Source organism: Yersinia canariae (assembly GCF_009831415.1).
Lineage (GTDB): Bacteria > Pseudomonadota > Gammaproteobacteria > Enterobacterales > Enterobacteriaceae > Yersinia > Yersinia canariae.
Window position 1 is genome coordinate 512525 of sequence record NZ_CP043727.1, and the last position, 24694, is coordinate 537218.

A 24694-nucleotide genomic window follows, 5' to 3' on the forward strand; every position below is an offset into this window, starting at 1 on the left:
TTTGATCCGTTTGAGAGGTTGCACGTTTGTTTGACCGTTATGAAGGCGGTGAGCAGGCCGTACTGGTTCATATCTATTTCTCGCAAGACAAAAACTCAGAGGATCTGCGTGAGTTCGAAGCGCTAGTATCTTCTGCGGGCGTAGAAGCTTTGCAAATTGTGACGGGTAGTCGCAAAGCACCGCACCCTAAGTTTTTTGTGGGCGAGGGAAAGGCAGTAGAAATTGCTGATGCAGTGAAAGCCAGTGGTGCGTCTGTTGTCCTGTTTGATCATGCCCTTTCCGCCGCGCAAGAGCGAAATCTTGAGCGTTTGTGTGAGTGCCGGGTAATTGATCGGACGGGTCTAATTTTAGATATTTTTGCCCAACGGGCCCGTACCCATGAAGGTAAATTACAGGTCGAATTAGCGCAATTGCGCCATATTGCGACCCGTTTGGTACGCGGCTGGACGCACCTTGAGCGTCAAAAAGGTGGGATTGGCCTAAGAGGGCCAGGTGAAACCCAGTTGGAGACCGACCGCCGTTTGCTACGTGACCGTATCAGCCTGATTTTGAACCGGTTGGAGCGTGTGGCAAAGCAGCGTGAGCAAGGGCGACGTGCGCGTACCCGTGCTGATATTCCGACAGTATCTTTGGTGGGATATACCAACGCCGGTAAATCTAGCCTGTTTAACAAAATTACGGCAGCTGATGTCTATGCGGCTGACCAACTATTTGCCACGCTGGATCCAACTTTACGCCGTATTAATGTGGCTGATGTGGGCGATACAGTGTTGGCGGATACGGTAGGTTTTATCCGGCATTTGCCGCACGATCTGGTTGCCGCTTTTAAAGCGACATTACAAGAAACGCGGCAAGCCTCATTACTGTTACACATTATTGATGCAGCTGATCCTCGGGTAGCCGAGAATATGGCCGCGGTCGATTCTGTATTGGCAGAAATCGAGGCGGATGAAATCCCTACATTATTAGTAATGAATAAAATTGATTTGTTGGATGATTTCGTCCCGCGAATTGATCGCAACGAAGAAAATCTGCCAGTCAGAGTTTGGCTTTCGGCCCAAACCGGCGCAGGTATCCCGTTGCTCTTTCAAGCGTTAACGGAGCGTCTTTCAGGTGAGATCGCACACTTTGAATTGCGTTTGCCGCCTCAGGCAGGCCGTTTACGTAGCCGTTTTTACCAGCTTCAGGCAATTGAAAAAGAGTGGATAGACGAGGACGGGAATGTCGGTATGGTGGTCAGAATGCCTATCGTTGATTGGCGTCGTCTCTGTAAACAAGAGCAAGATTTGGTCAGTTATGTTGTTAGTGAGCCAGATTTGGCTAATTAATTGATTAATTGAACTTTTTTGTGAGATTAAGAGCCAGCTTCTTTGGCGTGTGCTCTTGGCCTGAAGAAAACCAATCATAGAAGAATGGAGCTAAAACATGGCGTGGAATCAGCCCGGTAATAACGGACAGGACCGCGATCCGTGGGGGAGCAGCAATAATAATGGCGGCAACTCTGGCGGAAATAACAATAATAATAAAGGTGGCCGTGACCAAGGGCCGCCGGATCTGGATGATATCTTCCGTAAACTGAGCAAAAAGCTGAGTAGCCTCGGCGGCAAAAGTGGCGGAAGCGGTAACGATAGCGGTGGAACGACAAGAGGCCCTGGTTTCAGTGGTCGTATTGTGGGTATCGCGGTGGTTGCGGTTGTGGTTATCTGGGCAGCAAGTGGTTTCTATACAATTAAAGAAGCTGAGCGCGGTGTTGTGACTCGCTTGGGTAAATTAAGCCACATTGTACAGCCCGGTTTGAACTGGAAACCGACCTTTATCGATGAAGTCACCCCGGTTAACGTCGAATCTGTACGCGAATTGGCGGCTTCAGGTGTCATGTTGACCTCTGATGAGAACGTTGTTCGCATCGAAATGAACGTGCAGTACCGCGTGACTGATCCGGCCGCTTATCTCTTTAGCGTGACTAATCCGGATGACAGTCTGCGTCAGGCAACTGACAGCGCAGTACGTGGTGTTATTGGTAAATACACCATGGATAAAATCCTCACCGAAGGCCGTACCATCGTTCGTAGTGATACTCAGCGTGTACTGGAAGAAACTATTCGTCCATACAACATGGGGATAACTCTGCTGGACGTTAACTTCCAGGCAGCACGTCCGCCGGAAGAAGTTAAAGCGGCATTTGATGATGCGATTGCTGCCCGTGAAAACGAACAACAGTATATTCGTGAAGCAGAAGCTTACACCAACGAAGTCCAACCTCGTGCTAACGGTCAGGCGCAGCGTCTGTTAGAAGATGCCCGTGCTTATGCCGCGCGTAAAGTGTTGGAAGCGCAGGGTGAAGTTGCTGGTTTTGCGAAGTTGTTGCCGGAGTATAAGGCGGCACCGGAAATTACCCGTGAGCGTTTATACATCGAAACCATGGAGAAAGTCCTCGGTCATACCCGCAAAGTGCTGGCTAATGACAAAGGTAACAGTCTGATGGTGTTGCCGCTGGATCAACTGATGCGTGGCCAAGGTGCAGATAAAGCAGATGGCAGTAAAGACACAAGTCTGATTCGTCTGAATCCGCCTTCCTCTGCCAATAGCAGCCAAGAATCTGGTGCAAGTAACTCGAATACCAGTTCAACCAGTGGCTCTATCATGGATCAGCGCCGGGCGAATGCTCAGCGTGATACTTCCACTCGCGTAGGGAGAGAATAACCAATGCGTAAGTCTTTTTTACTTATCGTCGTTGTGGTGTTAGTCGCACTCTACGCTTCGCTGTTTGTCGTACAAGAAGGTCAACGCGGGATTGTCCTGCGCTTTGGCAAGGTATTGCGTGATAGTGATAACAAGCCTCTGGTGTACGCACCGGGCCTGCACTTCAAGATACCGTTTATCGAAACAGTGAAGACGTTGGATGCCCGTATTCAAACCATGGACAACCAGGCCGACCGTTTCGTGACTAACGAGAAGAAAGACCTGATTGTTGACTCTTATCTGAAATGGCGTATCAGCGATTTCAGCCGTTACTACCTTGCCACTGGTGGTGGTGATGTCTCTCAGGCTGAAGTGCTGTTAAAACGTAAATTCAGTGACCGTTTACGTTCTGAAATCGGTCGCCTGAATGTGCGCGACATCGTAACAGACTCTCGTGGCCGTCTGACGTCAGATGTGCGTGATGCGCTGAACACCGGTAGTGTGGGTGATGAAGCCGTGACCACTGAAGCGGATGATGCTATTGCCTCTGCGGCAGCGCGTGTTGAACAGGAAACTCGCGGCAAACAGCCTGCGGTTAACCCGAACAGTATGGCGGCTCTGGGGATTGAAGTGGTTGACGTGCGAATCAAGCAAATCAACTTACCGGCAGAAGTTTCTGACGCAATCTTCCAGCGTATGCGGGCAGAACGTGAAGCAGTTGCTCGTCGTCACCGTTCACAAGGTCAGGAAGAAGCAGAGAAGTTGCGTGCAACAGCCGACTATGAAGTGACTCGTACCCTGGCAGAAGCAGAGCGTCAGGCGCGTATTACTCGTGGTGGCGGTGATGCTGAAGCTGCTCGTCTGTTTGCTGATGCATTCAGTAAAGATCCTGACTTCTATGCTTTCATTCGTAGCTTGCGTGCTTATGAAAATAGCTTCAGCAGCGGCAATGATGTCATGGTACTGAGCCCGGAGAGTGATTTCTTCCGCTACATGAAATCGCCAGATAACTCTAGCAAACGTCCATAACGGCTGCCGTAATAGCGCGTTTTTGACTGTATGTTTTTGACTGTAATAGTAAGGCCCGTTAACGCGGGCCTTTTCTATTTGAGGCCGTTTTTCTATTTGATTGAGACAGACAATGAATTCAACCATCTTATTAGCATTAGGCTTGGTTTTGGTACTGGAAGGGCTTGGCCCGATGCTTTATCCCAAAGCCTGGCGCAAAATGATCTTGGCAATGACCCAATTATCGGATGCCACTTTACGTCGTTTTGGCGGAGGATTAGTGGTTGCAGGCGTTGTTATCTACTACATGTTGCGTAGCCGCATGGGTGGCTAAATATAAGCACAAAAATTGTTCAGTTATGTGTTAAAAAGTACTGAAAGCCGCCGTATGAGATGTTAGAATCCTTTTTTAAGCAACCTGGTGATTTTTGAGATGGGTAAGAACGTCGTCGTACTGGGCACCCAATGGGGTGACGAAGGTAAGGGCAAGGTCGTTGACCTGCTGACTGAACGGGCTAAATATGTTGTGCGCTATCAAGGTGGTCACAACGCTGGCCATACTTTGGTTATCAACGGTGAGAAAACCGTTCTTCATTTAATTCCCTCAGGTATTCTGCGTGAAAACGTAACCAGCATCATCGGTAACGGTGTTGTACTGGCGCCTGACGCTTTAATGAAAGAGATGACAGAACTTGAAGCGCGCGGTGTGCCTGTACGTGAGCGACTGTTACTCTCCGAAGCATGCCCATTAATCCTGCCATATCATGTGGCTCTGGATAATGCGCGTGAAAAAGCACGTGGTGCAAAAGCAATCGGTACTACCGGTCGTGGTATCGGCCCTGCCTATGAAGATAAAGTTGCCCGTCGCGGTCTGCGCGTAGGTGATTTGTTCAATAAAGAAACCTTCGCAATCAAACTGAAAGAAATTGTGGATTACCACAACTTCCAGCTAGTGCATTACTACAAAGAAGAAGCGGTTGACTACCAGAAAGTGCTGGATGAAGTATTGGCTGTCGCCGATATCCTGACCGCGATGGTAGTTGATGTTTCCGAATTGCTGGACAATGCCCGCAAGCAAGGTGAATTCATCATGTTCGAAGGCGCTCAAGGCACCTTGCTGGACATTGACCACGGTACTTATCCGTATGTGACTTCATCTAACACCACTGCTGGTGGCGTAGCGACAGGCTCTGGCCTGGGCCCACGTTATGTTGATTACGTATTGGGTATCGTGAAAGCCTATTCCACTCGCGTCGGTGCAGGTCCATTCCCGACTGAGCTGAACGATGAAACGGGCGAGTTCCTGCGCAAGCAAGGTAACGAATATGGCGCGACCACTGGCCGTAGCCGTCGTACCGGTTGGTTGGATGCTGTTGCTGTGCGCCGTGCTGTGCAAATCAACTCCTTATCTGGCTTCTGCATGACCAAACTGGACGTGCTCGATGGCCTGAAAGAAGTGAAGATTTGTGTCGGCTACCGCATGCCAGATGGCCGTGAAGTTGATACCACCCCACTGGCTGCTGAAGGTTGGGAAGGTATTGAGCCAATCTATGAAACCATGCCTGGCTGGTCAGAAACGACCTTTGGCGTGAAAGAACACAGTAAGTTGCCACAGGCAGCCCTGAACTACATCAAACGTGTAGAAGAGCTGACAGGTGTTCCGGTTGATATCATCTCTACCGGCCCAGATCGTGAAGAAACCATGATCCTGCGCGACCCATTTGATGCTTGATTCATTAGCTAATAGCTAAATAATCAGAATTCAGATGCTAATGAACCGGGCTTATGTCCGGTTTATTGTTTCAGATTCACCTGAAAGTTATCTTCGACCAGCTGTTTTACATCAAAAAACCCGCCCTTCATCTAAATGATTAGTCGCAAGCTTTGTGACTGGTTTATCATTCAAACTATAAGTTTTCTAAATAGCACTTAGAATCACACTTATAACCTATCCAAAACGTGTCATTGTAGATGGGTTTAAGCCGGGTAAACTGATACTCAGGGGTATACGTGCAGTTAACAAGTTTTACTGATTATGGTTTGCGGGCGCTTACTTATATGGCCTCGCTACCTGAAGGCCAAATGACCAGCATTTCTCAGGTAACTGAGGTCTATGGCGTGTCTCGCAATCATATGGTTAAAATAATCAATCAGTTGAGCCGTGTGGGGCTGGTAACCGCTGTGCGGGGAAAGAATGGCGGCATACGGTTAGGTAAACCGGCTGACCAGATTCGGATTGGCGATGTTGTGCGCCAGTTAGAACCACTTTCTCTGGTGAATTGCAGTAGTGATTTTTGCCATATAACACCCGCTTGTCGCCTGAAACAAGTGCTTAATCAGGCGGTGCAAAGTTTCCTTAACGAGCTGGATAACTATACTTTAGCCGATATGGTTCAGGATAATACCCCGCTCTACAAGCTATTACTTGTTGAGTAATTCTTATAATAAAACACGTATAGCAAGCTGCTGCTGACAACGGAGGAACCTCAATGTCACAAGATCCATTCTTGGAACGAGAAGCAGAAAAATATGAGTCACCGATCCCTAGCCGGGAATTCATTTTGGCTCATCTCGCGAAGCGCGAAACACCTGCCAGCCGTGAAGAGCTGGCGAATGAACTTAATTTATCTGGTGAAGAACAGCTAGAGGCGTTGCGTCGCCGCCTGCGCGCCATGGAGCGTGATGGGCAATTGGTCTTCACCCGCCGTCAGTGCTACGCCTTGCCGGAGCGTCTGGACTTATTACGCGGGACGGTTATTGGCCACCGCGATGGTTTTGGTTTTTTACGCGTTGAAGGTAGTAAAGACGATCTGTATCTCTCTGCAGAACAGATGAAAACCGCGATTCATGGTGATGTCGTCTTGGCTCAGCCTGTTGGCGCTGATCGCAAAGGCCGTCGTGAAGCGCGTATTGTGCGTGTATTAGTCCCGAAAACCAGCCAGATCGTGGGCCGCTATTTTACTGATGCGGGTACAGGTTTTGTGGTGCCGGATGATGGTCGCTTGAGTTTTGATATTCTGATCCCGCCGGATGCTATTAATGGCGCTCGGATGGGATATATGGTGGTTGTTGAGTTGACTCAGCGGCCAACTCGTCGAACTAAAGCGGTAGGTAAGATTGTTGAAGTGCTCGGTGAGAATATGGGCACCAGCATGGCGGTGGACATTGCACTGCGTACCCATGAGATTCCGCACACTTGGCCGCCACAAGTTGAAAAGCAAGTTGCTGATCTGAAAGAGCAAGTGCCGGAAGAAGCGAAAAAAGGGCGAGTGGATTTACGCAATCTGCCTTTGGTCACTATTGATGGCGAAGATGCCCGCGACTTTGATGATGCGGTGTATTGCGAGAAAAAACGTGGCGGCGGCTGGCGTTTGTGGGTGGCGATTGCTGATGTTAGCTATTATGTGCGCCCGCGCACGGCACTGGATGATGAAGCTCGAAGCCGCGGTAACTCAGTTTACTTCCCATCGCAAGTCGTCCCAATGCTGCCGGAAGTGCTGTCCAACGGCCTTTGCTCCCTAAATCCACAGGTCGACCGCCTGTGTATGGTGTGTGAGATGACCATCTCCTCACAGGGTAAACTGTCATCGTATAAGTTTTATGAAGCGGTGATGAGCTCCCATGCGCGGCTGACCTACACCAAAGTGTGGCGCATCATTGATGGCGAAGAATCATTGCGCGAGCAATATAAACCGCTGGTGCCGCATTTATTAGAACTCCACGCGATGTACAAAATGTTGGATCAGGCTCGCGCGGAGCGTGGTGGTATTGCGTTCGAAACCGAAGAAGCCAAGTTTATTTTTAACGCCGAACGACGCATTGAACGCATTGAGTCGACTGTGCGTAATGATGCGCATAAATTGATTGAAGAGTGCATGATTTTGGCGAATATCGCCGCCGCGCGGTTTGTGGAAAAACATAACGAACCCGCGCTGTTCCGCGTGCATGACCGCCCAAGTGATGACCATATCTCAGCGCTGCGCAGTGTGCTCAGCGAGTTGGGTCTGACACTCGGCGGCGGTTTGAAACCGGAACCCAAAGATTATGCGGTGTTGATGGATGAAGTCGCCGATCGCCCCGACCATGAAATGCTGCAAACTATGTTGCTGCGCTCAATGAAACAGGCGATTTACGATCCAGAAAATCGCGGTCACTTTGGTTTGGCACTGGCCTCTTATGGGCACTTTACTTCGCCAATCCGCCGTTATCCCGATTTGGCAATGCACCGGGCTATCAAATACCAGCTAGCCAAAGAGCACGGTAATGTGAAAGAACGCTGGACACCAACAGGTGGCTGGCACAGTGAGTATGAAGACATGCTGCAATTGGGCGAACATTGCTCAATGACCGAACGTCGCGCTGATGAAGCCACCCGTAATGTGGCCGATTGGCTGAAATGTGACTTCATGCAGGATCAGGTTGGCAAAGTGTTTACCGGCATTATTGCCAGTGTCACTGGTTTTGGTTTCTTCGTGCGTCTGGATGATTTGTTTATTGATGGTCTGGTGCATGTCTCTAGTCTGGACAATGACTATTACCGCTACGATAACATCGGCCAGCGCTTGATTGGTGAGTCTTCCGGCCAGGTTTACCGGTTGGGTGATACCGTGGAAATTCGCGTGGAAGCGGTTCATATGGATGAGCGCAAAATTGATTTTGCTCTGGTCTCAAGCACTCGTAAACCACGCGGCGAAGGTAAAACCGCCCGCGATAAAGCCAAAAAAGCTGATGGCCAACGTACTATGCGCGATACCTCCACGGGCCGTGGCGGTCGTGGTAGCTCTGCGAACTCATCACGCCGTGATGGCGGTGCGCCAGCAGGAAGTGGGCAGCAACGCCCTCGTCGTGCTAAAAAACCGGTAAATTTTGAGCCGGATAGTGCATTCCGCCCGGCAGATGCCGCTGCTAAGTTAGATGAAAAAGCACTAGCTGAGAAAAAGGCTAAAGCGAAAGCGAAAAGAGCATCCGCCAAGACCAAGAAAATTGCCGCAGCCACCAAGGCCAAGCGGGCGAAGAAAAAAACCAGCAGTGACCAATAATGGCCTGTTGATTGTCGGGCGGCTCCGGTCGCCCGCATTAATTTAATCATTTATAAAAGAGCATCATGAGCGAAATTATTTACGGCATTCACGCCGTTAAAGCCCTGTTAGACAATGATCCACAACGTTTTCTTGAAGTTTTTATTCTGAAAGGTCGTGACGATCGTCGCCTACAGCCATTGATTGCCGAACTGGAAGCTGCCGGTTTGGTCATTCAGGTTGCCAGCCGTCAGTGGTTAGATTCACAGGTTGAGGGCGGTGTCCATCAGGGTATCGTGGCGCGTGTCCGTGAAGGGCGTCAGTATCAGGAAAATGATTTGCCGGCATTGTTGGCAAGTGTGGAAACGCCTTTCCTGCTCGTGCTGGATGGGGTGACTGACCCGCATAATCTGGGGGCGTGCTTGCGCAGCGCGGATGCTGCCGGTGTGCATGCCGTTATTGTGCCACGGGACCGCTCAGCGCAGCTAAATGCAATCGCCAAGAAAGTTGCCAGTGGCGCTGCGGAAAATGTGCCATTGATTAAAGTGACTAATCTGGCGCGTACGCTGCGGGTGTTACAAGAGCACAATGTCTGGATTGTCGGGACTGCCGGTGAAGCCGATCACACTTTGTATCAGAGCAAAATGACCGGCCCAATGGCATTGGTGATGGGGGCCGAGGGCGAAGGTATGCGCCGTTTGACCCGCGAACATTGTGATGAGCTGATCAGTATTCCGATGGCTGGGAGTGTTTCTTCACTCAATGTGTCGGTTGCTACTGGTGTGTGTTTGTTTGAAGCGGTGCGTCAGCGAGCGCTGAAAGCTTAATACCCATTTCATCTCAGTTTTTGAAAAAGCCAACATTTTCGGGTGTTGGCTTTTTATTTTTAATAGAAAGTGATTTCACATCACTATCAGTGATATAGGGTGGGTTAATCTCTGTTTGTGATGAGTTCGTCAGCAAAAAACTCCGTCTGCACCATACTTAACCCTGATTTATGAATACCAATTTCGCAATGAGTACCGAAATGGAGGAAGGTATGGATTGGCAGACTCACTTGGTTTTCAATCAGCCAGAACCATTATCGAACAGCAACTTGTTTCTGTCTGATATGGCCTTGCGGGAAGCAGTGATACGGGAACATGCGGGCTGGGATGGAGAGGATCTTTCACGGATCGGGCTACAATTAGGCTCACAGGAATCACTTGAATTAGGGCGACTGGCAAACGCCAATCCACCAGAATTATTGCGCTACAATGCGGCGGGGCAGCGGTTAGATCAGGTGCGATTTCATCCAGCCTGGTATGTGTTAATGCAAGAGCTGGTGGGTCATCGGGTGCATAATTTGCCTTGGCAGGAAGATGCCCGAATTGGGTCTTTTGTCGCTCGCGCCGCGCGCTTTATCCTGCATGCTCAGGTAGAGGCGGGGACGTTATGCCCGATAACCATGACGTTTGGCGCTATTCCATTACTGCAACATTCGCTGCCTCCATTATTCCAAAACTGGATCCCGGCATTACTCTCAGATCGTTATGACTCGCACCAAACTATCGGCAGCCAGAAACGCGGCTTATTGATTGGCATGGGCATGACCGAAAAACAGGGCGGTTCCGATGTATTAAGCAACAGCACGAGGGCTGAGCCGCTAGGTGTACGGGGCAATGGCGAAGCTTATCGTCTGGTCGGGCACAAATGGTTTTTCTCGGTGCCACAAAGTGATGCGCATCTTGTACTGGCACAAGCCGAGGGCGGATTGTCTTGCTTCTTCTTGCCGAAAATGTTGCCGGATGGCACCTATAACGCCATTCGATTGGAGCGCTTGAAAGATAAGCTCGGCAACCGCTCCAATGCCAGCAGTGAGGTCGAGTTTGATAATGCCACCGCCTGGTTATTGGGGGAGGAGGGCGACGGTGTTCGCCAAATTCTAAAAATGGGCGGATATACCCGTTTTGATTGCGCGCTGGGTAGCCATGGCCTAATGAGGCGTGCCTTCTCCGTCGCGCTGTATCATGCCTGGCAGCGGCATGCTTTTGGTAAGTCATTAGTTGACCAACCTTTGATGCGACAAGTGCTAAGCCGCATGGCGCTGCGCTTAGAGGGGCATACCGCGCTATTGATGCGTTTAGCCAGTGCATGGGAAAAAACGCACGAGGCCCATGAGCAGGTATTCAGTCGGCTGTTGACTCCGGCGGCGAAATACCGAATCTGTGGGCTGGGCAGCGGGTTCGTGGCGGAGGCGATGGAGGTGCTGGGCGGAATCGGCTATTGCGAACAGAGTGAGTTACCACGGATTTATCGTGAAATGCCGGTAAACAGTATTTGGGAAGGTTCTGGCAATATCATGTGCCTTGATGTGTTGCGGACATTACGCAAACTCCCATCCGCGATAGAAATGCTTCAGCAAGAGTTTTATCCGGTACGAGGTCAGAGTCGGTTATTTGACCGCGCATGGCGACAATTGCAACAGCGGCTGAAAAATCCTAAGGAAGAACAAGGGCGGGCGCTAACTCAGCAACTATTTGATCTGTGTTGCGCCTCTCAATTACTGCGATTTTCCTCACCGGCATTAGCCGATGCCTGGTGCCGCATGACGCTAGACCACCGGGATCAGTACATGCTGCCTGAAGCTGTTTGCGCGCTGCTGCTCAGTCGCGGCAGCGGCATGAAATAAATGTGATGGTAACGATGAGCTATTTATACAACAGGGCGTTGGCATACCAGATGCCCGGGTAAATACTGTCAGACATCATGATAATTAAATAGTAGGGCGCGCCGCTGGCATTCGCCCTGCGTTTAATTTCAGCTTCGATATCCATCGGGCTGCCAAATACTTGTGCCGAAACTGTTCCCACTTTTTGTAAGTTAAGGCTCTGTGCGCGGGTAATTTCCTGGGCATAGGGCTGAGCCACGGGTGGCGGAACCGGAGTGATGTGAAAAGCGCTGCAAGCCGAGAGCCCCAGTGTTATCAGTAAGAACACCATTGCGCGTTTTATATTCATTTTTGCCTCTTTGTCAGCAGAGCAGTTACCGTAATGCCCAATTAGGAAGGGTAATATCTTGGAAGAAATTGGTTTAAGACTTTATATCTCCATTTTGGCACACTGCACCAAGTTTTTAAGTATATAAATCGCTTTCTCGTCTTTATGCTCCACCTGATAAATAAAGGATTCTTGCCATGATTGAGATGTCGCTGGAAAACATTAATGGGATTGAGGTCATCCATGCGGCCCCTGCGGGCCAGCGCCAGCAGCCGTTACCGACCATTTTCTTTTACCATGGCTACACCTCATCAAAAGAAGTCTATTCCTATTTTGCCTATGCTTTCGCACAAGCTGGTTTTCGCACTATCGCGCCCGATGCAGATATGCATGGTGCGCGTTTTGAGGGAAATGAAACTCAGCGACTGTCTCATTTCTGGGAGATCCTCAAATCCAATATTGATGAGCTACCCGGGCTTAAGCAGCATTATCAGCAAGCTGGATTGATTGATGGCGATCGCGTGGGTGTTGCAGGGGCGTCAATGGGGGGAATGACGACGTTAGCGGCGTTTGCTCGCTATCCATGGGTCAGGGTCGCGGCTGATTTTATGGGTTCAGGTTACTTTACTTCACTAGCGCACACTTTATTTCCGCCATTGAAAGGTGGACAAAAGTTGAGCGCGGCAGAATTTGAACGCCGTTTGGCCCCCCTGGTAGAGTATGACCTTTCCTCTCAACTGGAAAAAATAGCCGAGCGGCCATTGTTGGTTTGGCATGGTGAAGCGGATGATGTGGTACCCGCGGCGGAGAGTGCGCGGTTGGTGGAGGAATTGAGGGCGAGCGGGCGAGATAAGCACCTGACATATCTCACGGAGGCGGGTATTGGTCATAAAATTACCCCCACGGCCTTAGCGGCGGGCACCCGTTTTTTCAGCAAATACCTATAAAAACCCCCGACAAGCGGGGGGAATGGGTCTGTGGACAATCTTTTTTATCGGTGTTTCTCTGGTGTTGTATTTATCTATTGAATCTTAGCGATAGAGCACGGCATTAACATGCATGGAGCTGTTATCGCCAGGTTCATGCATGGCAATTATCTGATAAGAAGTGGCACCGCGCTCATCGGCTAATTGACTGATTTGTGCTGTGGCATCATCAGGCGAAACCACATTGTGCCCCAGTGACAGAGCACCAATACTGACACGCTGCTGCTGCATAGCTTGTTGGGCTGTTATTTCTGTGGCGGCGAACGTGCTGGTTGATACAACTAAGCCGAGAACGGCTGCGATAGCGAATGTATGTTTCATAGGTGACTCCAATATCTTATTTATATACTTTGAATAACTTTTGATTAGCTGCGCCGCTTGTTTTGCGGTGGATGTAAATAATTCTAGTCGCTTTTGTTAATTTAAAAATACGTGATAATTGATTCACTTTGTCAAAAAAAATGAATGATATTCATGCGGAGCTAATGATTTTATTGAAAGATTTCGCAGACTAATGGATTTATATCCATTGGTTATTTAATGAACAAAAAGTGCGGTTTTAGCCGAGTAATGGTTAGAACAAGAATAAATCCACGGCAGTCCTTGAGTTTCAAACCGCCCGCAAGTATAGTTACGCGTCATTTTTCAGCCGCACACAAACACGTTCCTTGCCTCCATGGGCCGCGGTTGACCCTATCAGGAGGCTGAATAATCCGTAAGGAGCAATAATCGATGCGTCATTACGAAATCGTTTTTATGGTCCATCCTGACCAAAGCGAACAGGTTCCGGGCATGATCGAGCGCTATAGTGCAACTATCACTAATGCTGCTGGCACGATCCACCGTCTGGAAGACTGGGGCCGCCGTCAACTGGCTTACCCGATCAATAAACTGCACAAAGCTCACTACGTTCTGCTGAACGTTGAAGCTCCGCAGGAAGCGATCGATGAGCTGGAAACAAACTTCCGCTTCAACGACGCCGTTATCCGTAGCATGGTTATGCGCGTTAAGCACGCGGTAACTGAAGCATCACCAATGGTTAAAGCGAAAGACGAACGCCGTGAGCGTCACGACTTCGCGTCAGAAGCCAATGATGATTCTGAAGCTGGGGATTCTGAAGAGTAATTGCCGTGGTGACCACTAATCGTCTGGTACTCTCTGGCACTGTGTGCAAGACACCGGTTCGAAAAGTAAGTCCTTCTGGCATTCCGCATTGTCAATTTGTGCTTGAGCACAAATCAACACAGCAGGAAGCCGGATTTAGCCGACAAACATGGTGCAGAATGCCCATCATTGTCAGCGGGCAAAAGTCACAAGCATTAACTCACAGTATAACGGTCGGCAGTCAGTTAACCGTTGAAGGCTTCATTAGCTGCCATCAAGGCCGCAATGGGCTAAACAAATTGGTTCTGCATGCCGAGCAGATTGAATTTATAGATTCTGGAGACTAGCCAAATGGCACGTTATTTCCGTCGTCGCAAGTTCTGCCGTTTTACCGCGGAAGGCGTTGTAGAGATTGATTATAAAGATATCGCTACGCTGAAAAACTATATCACTGAAAGTGGTAAAATTGTCCCGAGCCGTATTACCGGTACTCGCGCAAAATACCAGCGTCAGCTCGCCCGTTGTATCAAGCGCGCACGCTACCTGTCTTTGTTGCCGTACACTGATCGTCATCAGTAATCGGCCACTGTCCATTAACGACTTTGAGAGGATAAGGTAATGCAAGTTATTCTGCTTGATAAAGTAGCAAACCTGGGCAGCCTGGGTGACCAAGTGAACGTTAAAGCGGGCTACGCTCGTAACTTCCTGGTTCCACAAGGTAAAGCTGTTCCGGCAACTAAGAAAAACGTTGAGTTCTTTGAAGCACGCCGTGCAGAATTGGAAGCCAAATTGGCTGGCGTTCTGGCTGCTGCTGAAGCTCGCGCAACTAAAATTAATGAACTGGTCAGTGTCACCATCGCTTCTAAAGCAGGCGATGAAGGCAAACTGTTCGGCTCTATTGGTACTCGCGACATCGCTGATGCAGTTACTGCAGCTGGCGTTGAAGTGGCCAAGAGCGAAGTTCGTCTGCCGAATGGCGTTCTGCGTACCACAGGTGATCATGAAGTTCACTTCCAGGTACACAGCGACGTGTTCGCGCAACTGAACGTGATCGTGGTTCCAGAAGCGTAAGTTACGCTGCTGTTAACCTGCTAAAACGCCAGCCTCGTGCTGGCGTTTTGCTTTGTGGCGAAGGGAAAAGTGTCAGAAGGTTGAGGCCGATGGCAGAATATCAAATTTACATTCCTCAGCAACAACTCCCGAACATTGATAAATTTCAAGAAAAGGCGTCTGTTGATATTTCCAGTGCGGTTTCTCACTGACGGATGCTCGCCAGGTTTTATTTCCGTAGTACATATCTAACTGCCAACCATCAGCCTGCAAGTTATAAATACACTTTTGGAATTTCCCCTGTTCGATGACGTTATCTCCCTCGCTTTCTCTGTCGATAATAATAAGCGCTTCACTAAAATCTTTAATCGCCGTGTTGTTTTGCGGTATTGATTCTTGCAAAATGCCCCGCCATTCTTCTTCACCTCCGGTTTCGGCAGTATAAAATAGCCCTATTTGTTTGATTGTATTAATCGCCGGGCAATGATGAGCGAGTGCAGCAAAAGGGGTAAAGAATAAGAACAAAAAAGGTAATTTACTTTTCATAATCACTCCCTGATAGATGAGGTTATTTGGCTATGGATGGCGTTAACCATCCACAAAACAAACTAATTCGGGAGCGGCGGGGTAACAATATCAAAGAAGATCAAGCGGTAAACAGAAACCGTTATAAAAGGCTGTGATTAATGCTCACGGCGATAGCTGCCGTCGCTTTGTCGGGTAAACAGCACTTCTGTACTGTTGGTGGTTTCAATCGCCAGAGCGGCGACCACCCCTTGTGCATCCAGCATGATTTTGACTTCTTGCCCGGCCTTGAGATTGCTTAGCGGCTTATCATTACCTTCAACTTGTGCCATCGCAAAAACTTCATTTACGGGCAAATTATTATCGCGGAACAACTGCGCCAAAGTTTTCCCTGACTGAATCTGATAGCTTTGCCAATTTCCCTGTAACGGGGGAGTTACTTCAGGGGTGACTGAAGGCGCCACCGTTGGAGGTGGCGGAGCATCAAGATTACCCTGTAATTGGGCCTGTAGCGGCACTTCAGTGGACGGCGCACTGACTGGGAATGTGTTATTGGTGTTATCCCGGGAAACCGGCCACAACAATGCCAGCAACAATACGGCGGTCGCAATAATGACCCAGCGACGGTGAAAGAGAGGTAATGGCTCCATCCACTGAAAACTGTCCGGCAAGTGCCAGATTTTTAGCAATAGCCCTTTAATCCCTTTTTCTGGAGCCGCTGCCGCGACGGTTTCAGGGGGCATATTACTTTCGGTAGCGGCGATATCCTCAGCAGGAGAAATATGTTCAGACGCACTGACTTCAGACATCAGATTTTGTTCATCAATATTTTTAGCCTCCGGCATGACCTTTTGCCTAATACTCAGCCAGGTGCGCAGTAGTGGCTGATAAACCCGAGTGCTTTTCCTTCTCCTGGGCGCGATTCTGCCCATGGTGACCTCTCTTCAACTACGTAAAACAACATAAATAATAATATGGCAATGTACCCATAGCCTTCTAAGTATAACTCTTCTTACTTGAAGTTGGGGGAGTGACGTAGCCAACGCGCATGCAGCTTGAAGTATGACGCGTATAAACAGGGTATTCCCCCGTTAGCTTGCGACTATTGTTTCTTTTTCTACGACAAAAGTCATCATTCGCGAAGCAAGATTTTACCGCGCTCCCCTGCTGCTGTTATGCTGGCGGCTTCGACATGATTAGCGACTAAAGGAAAATCCATGACAACCCCTTCTTTTGATAGCGTTGAAGCGCAAGCGAGCTACGGAATTGGTTTACAAATCGGGCAGCAATTGCAAGAGTCCGGGCTGGAAGGTTTACTGCCAGAAGCACTGTTGGCAGGTTTGCGTGACGCGATGGAAGGGAATACACCCACCGTTCCTGTTGATGTCATACATCGCGCGCTACAGGAAGTACATGAAAAAGCTGATAAAGTGCGTGTTGAGCGCCAGCAGGCTTTGGTAGAAGAAGGGAAAACTTTCCTGGAAGAGAATGCTAAACGTGATGACGTCACCACGACAGAGTCCGGCTTACAATTCTCTGTATTGCAGGCGGGTGATGGCCCGATCCCATCCCGTCAGGATCGCGTACGTGTACATTATACTGGCCGTTTGGTTGATGGCACCGTATTTGATAGCTCAGTTGAACGCGGCCAGCCAGCCGAGTTCCCGGTCAGCGGCGTTATTCCCGGCTGGATTGAAGCTCTGTCCATGATGCCTGTTGGATCTAAGTGGAAGTTGTACATCCCACACAACCTGGCTTACGGTGAGCGGGGTGCTGGTGCAACTATCCCACCATTCAGCGCATTGATGTTTGAAGTGGAACTGCTAGAAATTCTGTAATTTCCGTGTGCAGTAACATAAAAAGGGCGACATCATGTCGCCCTTTGAGTCTGATGACAAACCTGTGTTTTAGCTGGGAGTGTGTCGGGGCGACTGCACCGATGGGCACTCTGACGGCTTACGCCACTCGGCACCTTTCCCCGCCAATCGGCTTTGTCAGCAGTCTGCCTTTCGCCTTTATGAATGTAGGGGAAATTATTCGCCATCCAGTGCGCGGGGAAATAGTAAGTTATTCTCCAGATGAATATGTTCCATCAAATCAGTAATGAATTCATTGATACCGGTGTAAAGCGCCCGCCAAGTATTACAGGCCCCTTCTGGTGGCGTCATGTTTTGTGTCAGTTGCTTGACCACTTCTAACTGCTGCCCAACGGCATCGTGCTCTGCTTCCATCACCAATATTGGCCCACCGGCCTGTGATCCCATACCACGTTTGATCATCGGGAACAGAATTTGCTCCTCTTTGTACATATGCTGGGTGAGCTCTTCCAAAATTGCCGTGAGTTCGCTTGCCAGCCCGCGAGGGCATGCGGGTTTCTCGCCATGAACACGCTCAACTTTTTCAGCCATGAGAATCAATTCCGGTAACTGTTCGCGATGGCGGTTGTGATAGCGGCTGATAATAAATTCAATGATATTTGCCAGCGGCTGTTGTTGCCAATCCTCAGAGGAAAGCGGCTCGGCTTGCAATGCACTCAATTGAGCTTCCAACTCATCAATATCCAGATTCAACTTATTAGCTGCTCGTAATAGTGTTTGTTTGCCACCACAGCAGAAATCCAGTTGGTGCTGGCGGAATAATTTTGTTGCCCGTGGAATAGCGATGGCCAAAGCACCCAGAGACTGATTGCGGTAATCCATGATGACACCTCATTGAGTAATTAAATATCTATAACATGTATAATAAATACATGTTATAGATTGCGATATAGCTCTAAAGAGGTAGACGGGAGAGCAACAGTGCTCCGTAAAACACTGTTGCCAGAGATTATTTCTTCTGTAGGTCGATTTGATAGACTTCGAAGCCAATCTCGTCAGTGCCCAATGCTTTCATAGGATATTGTGCTTTTTGCTTAATAAATTCAGCGGCTTTAGCACTTGGCGAGGTTTCAAAACGAATATCCAGTGGTTGCTGACTATCAATAGTCGCCAGACGCCAATTGTTATCCGCTTGAGGGGTAACCTGCCCATGCTTTTTGGTTTCTGCGCTGATATAAGCAGATAAAACCGCCCGATTTTCATCCGGGGAGGCGAATGCAATATGGCTATCACCCGTCCCTGCAAACTTACCACTATATGCACGGTAATTATTGGTCGCTATCAGGAATGTGGCTTTCGGATCGATAGGTTTGCCGTTGAAAGTCAGGTTTTTAATACGTTCGGCTTTATCGTTGATAAGTGTGCATTCACCATCATAGCGGGCGGGTTGGCTAACATCGATTTCATAGTTAACCCCATCAATGACATCGAAATTATAAGTACGGAAGCCATCCCAGTTAATCAGCGGTTGCGGCTTGCTGCTGTTCACATCAATTTGATTAAATTGTGCGGCAGAGCACTCCAGCCACTGTTTCACATCCGCACCGCTGGCTTTCACCACCACTAAAGTGTTCGGGTAAAGGTATAAATCGGCGGCATTACGGAAGGTCAATTCACCTTTTTCTACTTCAACAAAACTGGCGGGATCATTTTTACGGCCACCGGCTTTAAATGGCGCGGCGGCAGACAGCACCGGTAAATCAGCCAAATCAGGATCGCCCTGAATAAAGTGTTCGGTATAGGCGCGCTGGGCATTATTGACAATTTGTACCGTCGGATCGTCTTGGATCAGCGACAGGTAGCTGTACATATTATCCGATGCTTTGCCGATCGGTTGGCTCACAAAATCGCGGGTGCCTTGATGGTCTTTCGCCAACACTTTCACCAAATCTGCATTTTCGGCGGCCAGCGATTTTTGCGCGGTTTTGTCAAAGATAGGGCGGGCTTCGGCCTTGGCTTGGGTCACCTGCCAAGGGCCGTTATCATTATTGAGGACAAAATCAACCACACCGAGATGGTCACCCCATTGGCCTGGCATCACTGCCGGAATACCATTTAATGTCCCTTGGGCGATATCAGCCCCTTTGATAGTGGCAAAATCTTTACTTGGGAAAACGGCATGGGCATGACCAAACATAATGGCATCAATTCCCGGCACTTGGCTGAGATAATAAACCGAGTTTTCCGCCATAGTTTTATAAGGGTCACTGGAGAGGCCGGAGTGGGGGATGGCGACTACTAAATCGGCACCTTGTTTGCGCATTTCCGGCACCCACTTTTTGGCGGTTTCGGTAATATCATTGACTGTGACTTTGCCGCTGAGATTGGCCTTATCCCATATCATGACTTGTGGGGGCACAAAACCAATGTAGCCAATGCGCAAATTATGACTTTTTCCCTCGCGATCTTTGACCGGGGTATCGACGATTAAATAAGGCTGGAACAGCGGCTTACCGGTTTTAACATCAATGACGTTGGCGTTTACATAAGGGAATTTTGCCCCCGCCAGTGATTTTTTTAGATAATCCAGACCATAATTAAACTCATGGTTCCCGATGTTACCCACGGCATAGTCCAGAGTGTTCATCGCCTTATAGACTGGGTGAATCTCGCCAGCTTTAAGCCCTTTGGCCGCCATATAATCACCGAGTGGACTGCCCTGAATCAGGTCGCCATTGTCCACCAGCACACTGTTAGTCGCTTGTTGGCGAGCAGCTTCAATCAGGCTAGCCGTGCGAACCAGACCGAATTTTTCAGTGGGTTTATCTTTGTAGTAGTCGAAATCCATCATATTGCTGTGCAAATCGGTGGTTTCCAGGACTCGCAAATCAACAGTGGCGGCTTGGGCGGTTGAGACGGCGACAGCAATCAGGCTGGCAAGGAGGGATAACGTCAGCGGACGCTTAAACATGGCTTTCTCCATTGTGGCTTTTCCATTAAGAAAACAATTAGACATGTATCGCAAATGAATATGTAAATTTAATAGATCGTCATAACAAAGTGTGAAGTTTGGCAGAAAACGCATTCGGATAACGCGGAGATGCTCACAGTTGCAGCAGGTTAATACCACTGATTTTATTGAGGGTTATCCGACAACAGTGGCTATTTGCTTGAAAAATTATTAGTCTGCCAAACAGGAGCTCTGCATTGTGATGATTAATTTTTATTTTAGCTTTGCGTTCTAAAATGAATGTAGAGTGAGTGAGAAGTTTCAGCAACCCTTCTTGATTTAAGAACCACTATCAATATTCGGCATGACTCATAATACCAAGGGGTGGATGATGTTAGAGCAAATTTGCCAGTTAGCCCGCGAGGCAGGCGTGGTGATTATGGCGGTCTATCAGGGTGAGAAACCCCTTGATGTGGCGCATAAAAAAGATGATTCCCCCGTTACGGCGGCGGACCTTGCGGCTCACCAGATTATCAAAGCCGGGCTGGTAGCATTGACCCCAGATATCCCACTGTTATCTGAAGAAGACCCCCCAACTTGGGCTGTGCGCCAGCACTGGCAGCGCTATTGGTTAGTCGACCCATTGGATGGCACCAAAGAATTCCTAAACCAGAATGGCGAGTTCACGGTCAATATTGCCCTGATTGACCAAGGCGTACCAGTGCTTGGGGTGGTCTATGCCCCGGCGACAGGGGTGATGTACAGCGCGGAAAACGGCGAGGCGTGGAAGGAGGAGTGTGGTCGACGTACGCAGATTCAGGTGCGCGATGCGCTTTTGCCGCTGGTGGTCGTCAGCCGCTCCCACAGTGATGCCGAATTGGAAGATTATTTGTCACAACTGGGCGAGCATCAGACAATATCAGTTGGCTCATCACTCAAGTTTTGTCTGGTGGCCGAAGGAAAGGCGCAGTTATATCCGCGTTTTGGGCCAACTAATGTTTGGGATACTGCGGCCGGGCATGCTGTAGCTATCGCTGCCGGGGCGCAAGTTCACGATTGGCAGGGTAAACCGCTTTCTTATACCCCACGTGAATCGTTCCTGAACCCCGGTTTTAGGGTGTCTATCTTTTAGTTGTTTTACTGTTTAACAAGCTGGTGCAGTAGGGCGATGACCTGCTGCACTTCTTCGGCGGTCAGTGCGCCATCTTTGACAAACTTAACATTTCCTTGCTTATCCAGCACCACGACGGCTGACCCTTTCTCCGCTAAATCCCAGGCCTTTTTAACATTTCCGTTGCTGTCGACCACAAACTGCGACCAAGGGAATTCCCGCTTATTACTTTCAATACTATTACGCACAAACACTGCAGTGCCGAGGATGGCGTCATCAGTATTGACGATTGTCGTCGTTTGGTAATCTTCATGTGGCAAATTAGCGTGCTTGATGGCCTCCACTAACGGCGCATTCAGTTCTTTTGCTGACGTACGGCCCGCAATATGCTGCACGACGCGCACTTTGCCCGGCAATTGTGAGCTATTCCAGTTTTTATAGCTAAACTGATCAGTAGCCTTATCGTAGTTTAATTCGCCCTTATCGCTGACACCCACCGGCGGTACTCGCAGGTCTGGTTGAATGGTGTGAGCGCCGGCGACGAGTGGAGTAAAGAGTAGCGACAGTATAAGCAGGCTATTTTTTATCATGGGGTGTCCTTTTGGATCTTATGAAAGATGACTTATTCCTGAATACAGGCAAGTTTCCCAATAATAGGTGCAGATCAGAGGTCTGTCCTGTTTGTCTAAGATAATTATTTCTGGCACTTATTAGATGGTTATTCTGTCTTAATCTCACATTTTCTCTCAATGCATCTGTAATTTTATGTAAATTCAGCATCAACGACTGGTTTTGGGGGAACTTAACCTCATACCCTAGGTCTATTACTCTGCAATTATATTACGATACCTGTGATCTTGGTCGCGAAGGCGCCAGAGGGTACGTATTAGTGCTATGGGAGGAAAGTAAAACAATGAGGATCTTCCAACGTTACAATCCGGCAAAAATCGCGATGTATGTCAAAACGCTATTTCGCGGTCGGTTGTATATCAAGGATATGGGAGCTTTTGAGTTTGATAAGGGCAAAATTTTAATCCCGAAAGTTAGGGATAAACGCCACTTTGAAGTGATGTCCGAAGTTAACCGGCAAGTGATGCGGTTGCAAACTGAAGTTTAGTGGCATCCCTCGAACAGAATTAATCGCGGCCCCTAATTAGGGGCCGCTAATGTTTTCAGAAATGACGATTTTGGTTAGTAGGCCTGTTATGCGTCACTGCTTTCATGCGGAGCTTTCGGTAATATTGGCGCGGGTTGGTCACTGAGTTTGGTGACCAGTAGCTGATCGATTTTGTAGCTATCGATGTCCACCACTTCAAACTTGTAACCGGCATATTTGACGAAATCGGTGCGCTTTGGAATTTTGCGCAACATATACATCATAAAACCGCCGATAGTTTCATAATTGCCAGATTGTGGGAATTCGTCGATATGCAGTACGCGCATGACATCCTCAATTGGGGTGCCGCCCTCAATCAGCCATGAGCTTTCATCACGGGCCACAATTTGCTCTTCCTGCCCCTGACCCACTAAATCCCCCATCAGGGTGGTCATTACGTCATTCAGAGTAATTATCCCAACGACCAAAGCATACTCGTTGAGGATAACAGCAAAGTCTTCACCGGCTGTCTTAAAGCTTTCCAGTGCTTCAGAGAGTGTCAGGGTATCTGGCACAATCAATGCTGAACGGATTTGTACCCCACTGCTCAGCACTAAACTTTGGTTGCCCAACACTCTGTTTAGTAAGTCTTTGGAGTCAACATACCCCACCACTTGGTCGATATGACCATCGCAGACCAGGAATTTTGAATGCGGATGGGTCGAAATTTTCTCTTTGATACTGTCTTCACTTTCCAATAAATCAAAATAAATCACACTTTCGCGTGATGTCATAGAGGAAGGAACAGTACGGGATTCCAGTTCAAAAACGTTTTCAATCAATTCGTGTTCTTGCTTTCGTAACACTCCCGCCAATGCGCCAGCCTCCACGACGGCGTAGATATCATCTGAGGTGATGTCATCATTGCGGACCATGGGGAGCTTGAATAGACGGAAGATCAGATTTGCCATCCCATTGAAGAACCAAACTAATGGGCGACAAATCATCAGACAGAAGCGCATTGGGTTGACGATCCGGACGGCGACCGCTTCAGGTGAAATCATACCGATGCGTTTCGGGGTTAAATCTGCAAACAGAATAAATAAGCTGGTCACCAGGACGAATGAGCAAATGAAGCTGACTTGATCGGCCAGTTCAGGTGACATAAAGCGTTCGAATACCAGCTTGAAAGACGGGGAAAATGCGGCATCGCCGACAATACCACCGAGAATGGCGACGGCATTCAGCCCAATCTGGACCACGGTGAAGAAGATCCCCGGAGTCTCTTGTAATTTAAGAACTCGTAAGGCGTTGATATCGCCTTCGTCTGCCAGAAGTTTTAGCTTAATTTTTCGCGATGCTGCCAGTGAAATCTCGGATAACGAAAAAAAGGCACTCACTGCGATTAAAAATAGAATCAGTAAAATACTGTTTAACATAATCTGTCCGTGTCGTACCGACGATAGCGCCGGCGATCGTAAGGAAGGGCCATACTGTTATTTCGGTTAATTCAATTAGTTTCTAGATAATGGCAGAAAGTCATTATCGGGCTGAGTAAACAGCCCGAATAGTATAACCCGTCTTACTTTAAGTTGCAGCGGTGTTAGTTGCGTTCACTTACTTGAATCACTTACCTGAATAAGTTCATTGGAACTCATTAGCTTGCTGCTTGCTCATAACTTCAGGCCATTGAATTAAAATCAGAAATTAGTATGAGCGGGCAGTCTTACAAATTAGGGGGCATACAAACGCCGATGCCGCCTAAGCCACAATATCCATGTGGGTTTTTGTATAAATATTGCTGGTGGTCATCTTCGGCATAGTAAAATGGCAGAGCAACGGCTACCTCACTGGTAATCACCCGGCTGTCACCTGCTTTTTCCATGGCGTGTTGGAACAGCGCTTTACTCTCTTGTGCCTGCGCTTCCTGCTCGGGAGTTAACACGTAAATAGCTGAACGATATTGTGTTCCAACATCGCCCCCTTGACGCATTCCTTGTGCGGGATCGTGATTTTCCCAGAAAATCTGCAATAGTTGCTTATAGCTGATGATGTCTGGATCAAAAACCACCCGAACCACTTCCGTATGGCCTGTACGGCCACTGCATACTTCATGATAGGTTGGGTTTGGTGTGTATCCACCACTGTAGCCCGCAGCGGTGCTATAGACGCCAGGTTGTTGCCAAAACAGGCGCTCGACACCCCAGAAGCAGCCCATCGCGAAGATGGCAACTTCCATACCTTCAGGGATATGTGTCATGGAATGCCCATTCACCACGTGGAGAGTTGCGACCGGCATCGGTGTCAGTCGCCCTGGCAAAGCATTTGTTGCCTCAATGACGGTAGTTTTATCAAAATTTTGCATCACA

At 48.7% G+C, this 24694-nt stretch carries 26 protein-coding genes; 17 read left to right on the top strand and 9 right to left on the bottom strand.

The genetic code is table 11. From position 1 onward, the window contains the following. Positions 1–26: 26 nt before the first annotated feature. From hflX to F0T03_RS02465, 9 genes are all read left to right on the top strand, one after another. Positions 27–1328 (top strand): ribosome rescue GTPase HflX, encoded by a 1302-nt coding sequence (gene hflX, locus F0T03_RS02425; RefSeq protein WP_159677150.1) that lies wholly within the window; start codon positions 27–29, stop codon positions 1326–1328. Positions 1329–1425: 97 nt separating this feature from the next. Beyond that, positions 1426–2703, top strand: coding sequence for an FtsH protease activity modulator HflK (hflK, locus tag F0T03_RS02430; protein WP_159677151.1), 1278 nt, complete (start codon positions 1426–1428; stop codon positions 2701–2703). A 3-nt stretch (positions 2704–2706) separates the two neighbouring features. Beyond that, complete coding sequence (gene hflC, locus F0T03_RS02435; protein ID WP_145556494.1) at positions 2707–3711, top strand: protease modulator HflC; 1005 nt, start codon at positions 2707–2709, stop codon at positions 3709–3711. A gap of 112 nt (positions 3712–3823) precedes the next feature. Then, a complete protein-coding gene (locus tag F0T03_RS02440) occupies positions 3824–4024 on the top strand; it encodes a DUF2065 family protein (RefSeq protein ID WP_145556495.1) in 201 nt (66 codons plus the stop codon). A 99-nt stretch (positions 4025–4123) separates the two neighbouring features. Beyond that, a complete protein-coding gene (locus F0T03_RS02445; RefSeq protein ID WP_145556496.1) occupies positions 4124–5422 on the top strand; it encodes an adenylosuccinate synthase in 1299 nt (432 codons plus the stop codon). A 278-nt stretch (positions 5423–5700) separates the two neighbouring features. Beyond that, complete coding sequence (gene nsrR, locus F0T03_RS02450) at positions 5701–6126, top strand: nitric oxide-sensing transcriptional repressor NsrR (RefSeq protein WP_005156409.1); 426 nt, start codon at positions 5701–5703, stop codon at positions 6124–6126. A 53-nt stretch (positions 6127–6179) separates the two neighbouring features. After that, positions 6180–8729, top strand: coding sequence for a ribonuclease R (gene rnr, locus F0T03_RS02455; protein ID WP_145556497.1), 2550 nt, complete (start codon positions 6180–6182; stop codon positions 8727–8729). A 65-nt stretch (positions 8730–8794) separates the two neighbouring features. After that, positions 8795–9535, top strand: a complete 741-nt coding sequence (gene rlmB / locus F0T03_RS02460) for a 23S rRNA (guanosine(2251)-2'-O)-methyltransferase RlmB (protein ID WP_145556498.1) — start codon at positions 8795–8797, stop codon at positions 9533–9535. Positions 9536–9735: 200 nt separating this feature from the next. Continuing rightward, positions 9736–11379, top strand: a complete 1644-nt coding sequence (locus tag F0T03_RS02465; protein WP_159680634.1) for an isovaleryl-CoA dehydrogenase — start codon at positions 9736–9738, stop codon at positions 11377–11379. A gap of 19 nt (positions 11380–11398) precedes the next feature. Here the strand turns inward: F0T03_RS02465 and bsmA are convergent, their stop codons facing one another. Next, complete coding sequence (gene bsmA, locus F0T03_RS02470) at positions 11399–11707, bottom strand: biofilm peroxide resistance protein BsmA (protein ID WP_159677152.1); 309 nt, start codon at positions 11705–11707, stop codon at positions 11399–11401. 176 nt (positions 11708–11883) lie between these two features. Here bsmA and yjfP point away from each other — a divergent pair, with 176 nt between their 5' ends. Continuing rightward, on the top strand, positions 11884–12633 hold the full coding sequence (gene yjfP / locus F0T03_RS02475) for an esterase (protein WP_159677153.1): 750 nt from the start codon (positions 11884–11886) through the stop codon (positions 12631–12633). 84 nt (positions 12634–12717) lie between these two features. On the opposite strand, the gene F0T03_RS02480 is transcribed toward yjfP, so the two are convergent. Beyond that, a complete protein-coding gene (locus F0T03_RS02480; RefSeq protein WP_159677154.1) occupies positions 12718–12993 on the bottom strand; it encodes a YdgH/BhsA/McbA family protein in 276 nt (91 codons plus the stop codon). 411 nt (positions 12994–13404) lie between these two features. On the opposite strand from F0T03_RS02480, the gene rpsF reads away from it, so the two are divergent. Genes rpsF through rplI form a run of 4 tightly spaced genes read left to right on the top strand, consistent with a single transcriptional unit; the run spans position 13405 to position 14847 of the window. Beyond that, the gene (gene rpsF / locus F0T03_RS02490; protein WP_002210153.1) at positions 13405–13797 is read left to right on the top strand and encodes a 30S ribosomal protein S6; all 393 of its coding nucleotides are present in this window, start codon (positions 13405–13407) and stop codon (positions 13795–13797) included. 5 nt (positions 13798–13802) lie between these two features. Continuing rightward, positions 13803–14123, top strand: coding sequence for a primosomal replication protein N (priB, locus tag F0T03_RS02495; RefSeq protein WP_145556502.1), 321 nt, complete (start codon positions 13803–13805; stop codon positions 14121–14123). A gap of 4 nt (positions 14124–14127) precedes the next feature. Further along, complete coding sequence (gene rpsR, locus F0T03_RS02500; protein WP_002210155.1) at positions 14128–14355, top strand: 30S ribosomal protein S18; 228 nt, start codon at positions 14128–14130, stop codon at positions 14353–14355. Between the two features lie 39 nt (positions 14356–14394). Beyond that, positions 14395–14847, top strand: coding sequence for a 50S ribosomal protein L9 (rplI, locus tag F0T03_RS02505; protein WP_025379720.1), 453 nt, complete (start codon positions 14395–14397; stop codon positions 14845–14847). 72 nt (positions 14848–14919) lie between these two features. On the opposite strand, the gene F0T03_RS02510 is transcribed toward rplI, so the two are convergent. Further along, the gene (locus F0T03_RS02510) at positions 14920–15372 is read right to left on the bottom strand and encodes a DUF3757 domain-containing protein (protein WP_159677155.1); all 453 of its coding nucleotides are present in this window, start codon (positions 15370–15372) and stop codon (positions 14920–14922) included. Positions 15373–15509: 137 nt separating this feature from the next. After that, the gene (locus F0T03_RS02515; protein ID WP_159677156.1) at positions 15510–16283 is read right to left on the bottom strand and encodes a LysM-like peptidoglycan-binding domain-containing protein; all 774 of its coding nucleotides are present in this window, start codon (positions 16281–16283) and stop codon (positions 15510–15512) included. 285 nt (positions 16284–16568) lie between these two features. On the opposite strand from F0T03_RS02515, the gene bamJ reads away from it, so the two are divergent. After that, positions 16569–17189 carry a BamJ family beta-barrel-assembly machinery protein gene (gene bamJ, locus F0T03_RS02520; protein ID WP_004875448.1) on the top strand — a complete coding sequence of 207 codons (621 nt, stop codon included), beginning with the start codon at positions 16569–16571 and terminating at the stop codon, positions 17187–17189. A 195-nt stretch (positions 17190–17384) separates the two neighbouring features. On the opposite strand, the gene ytfE is transcribed toward bamJ, so the two are convergent. Both ytfE and F0T03_RS02530 read right to left on the bottom strand, forming a co-directional pair. Next, positions 17385–18050, bottom strand: a complete 666-nt coding sequence (gene ytfE, locus F0T03_RS02525; protein WP_159677157.1) for an iron-sulfur cluster repair protein YtfE — start codon at positions 18048–18050, stop codon at positions 17385–17387. A 127-nt stretch (positions 18051–18177) separates the two neighbouring features. After that, positions 18178–20151 carry a bifunctional 2',3'-cyclic-nucleotide 2'-phosphodiesterase/3'-nucleotidase gene (locus F0T03_RS02530; RefSeq protein WP_159677158.1) on the bottom strand — a complete coding sequence of 658 codons (1974 nt, stop codon included), beginning with the start codon at positions 20149–20151 and terminating at the stop codon, positions 18178–18180. Positions 20152–20509: 358 nt separating this feature from the next. On the opposite strand from F0T03_RS02530, the gene cysQ reads away from it, so the two are divergent. After that, the gene (cysQ, locus tag F0T03_RS02535) at positions 20510–21250 is read left to right on the top strand and encodes a 3'(2'),5'-bisphosphate nucleotidase CysQ (protein ID WP_162527008.1); all 741 of its coding nucleotides are present in this window, start codon (positions 20510–20512) and stop codon (positions 21248–21250) included. Positions 21251–21255: 5 nt separating this feature from the next. Here the strand turns inward: cysQ and F0T03_RS02540 are convergent, their stop codons facing one another. Then, positions 21256–21819, bottom strand: coding sequence for a YtfJ family protein (locus F0T03_RS02540; protein WP_145556508.1), 564 nt, complete (start codon positions 21817–21819; stop codon positions 21256–21258). A gap of 323 nt (positions 21820–22142) precedes the next feature. On the opposite strand from F0T03_RS02540, the gene F0T03_RS02545 reads away from it, so the two are divergent. After that, positions 22143–22346 carry a DUF1107 domain-containing protein gene (locus tag F0T03_RS02545; RefSeq protein WP_005156335.1) on the top strand — a complete coding sequence of 68 codons (204 nt, stop codon included), beginning with the start codon at positions 22143–22145 and terminating at the stop codon, positions 22344–22346. Between the two features lie 86 nt (positions 22347–22432). On the opposite strand, the gene paeA is transcribed toward F0T03_RS02545, so the two are convergent. Both paeA and msrA read right to left on the bottom strand, forming a co-directional pair. Further along, positions 22433–23764, bottom strand: coding sequence for a polyamine export protein PaeA (gene paeA, locus F0T03_RS02550; RefSeq protein ID WP_159677160.1), 1332 nt, complete (start codon positions 23762–23764; stop codon positions 22433–22435). Positions 23765–24051: 287 nt separating this feature from the next. Further along, on the bottom strand, positions 24052–24690 hold the full coding sequence (msrA, locus tag F0T03_RS02555; RefSeq protein WP_159680636.1) for a peptide-methionine (S)-S-oxide reductase MsrA: 639 nt from the start codon (positions 24688–24690) through the stop codon (positions 24052–24054). Positions 24691–24694 lie beyond the last annotated feature (4 nt).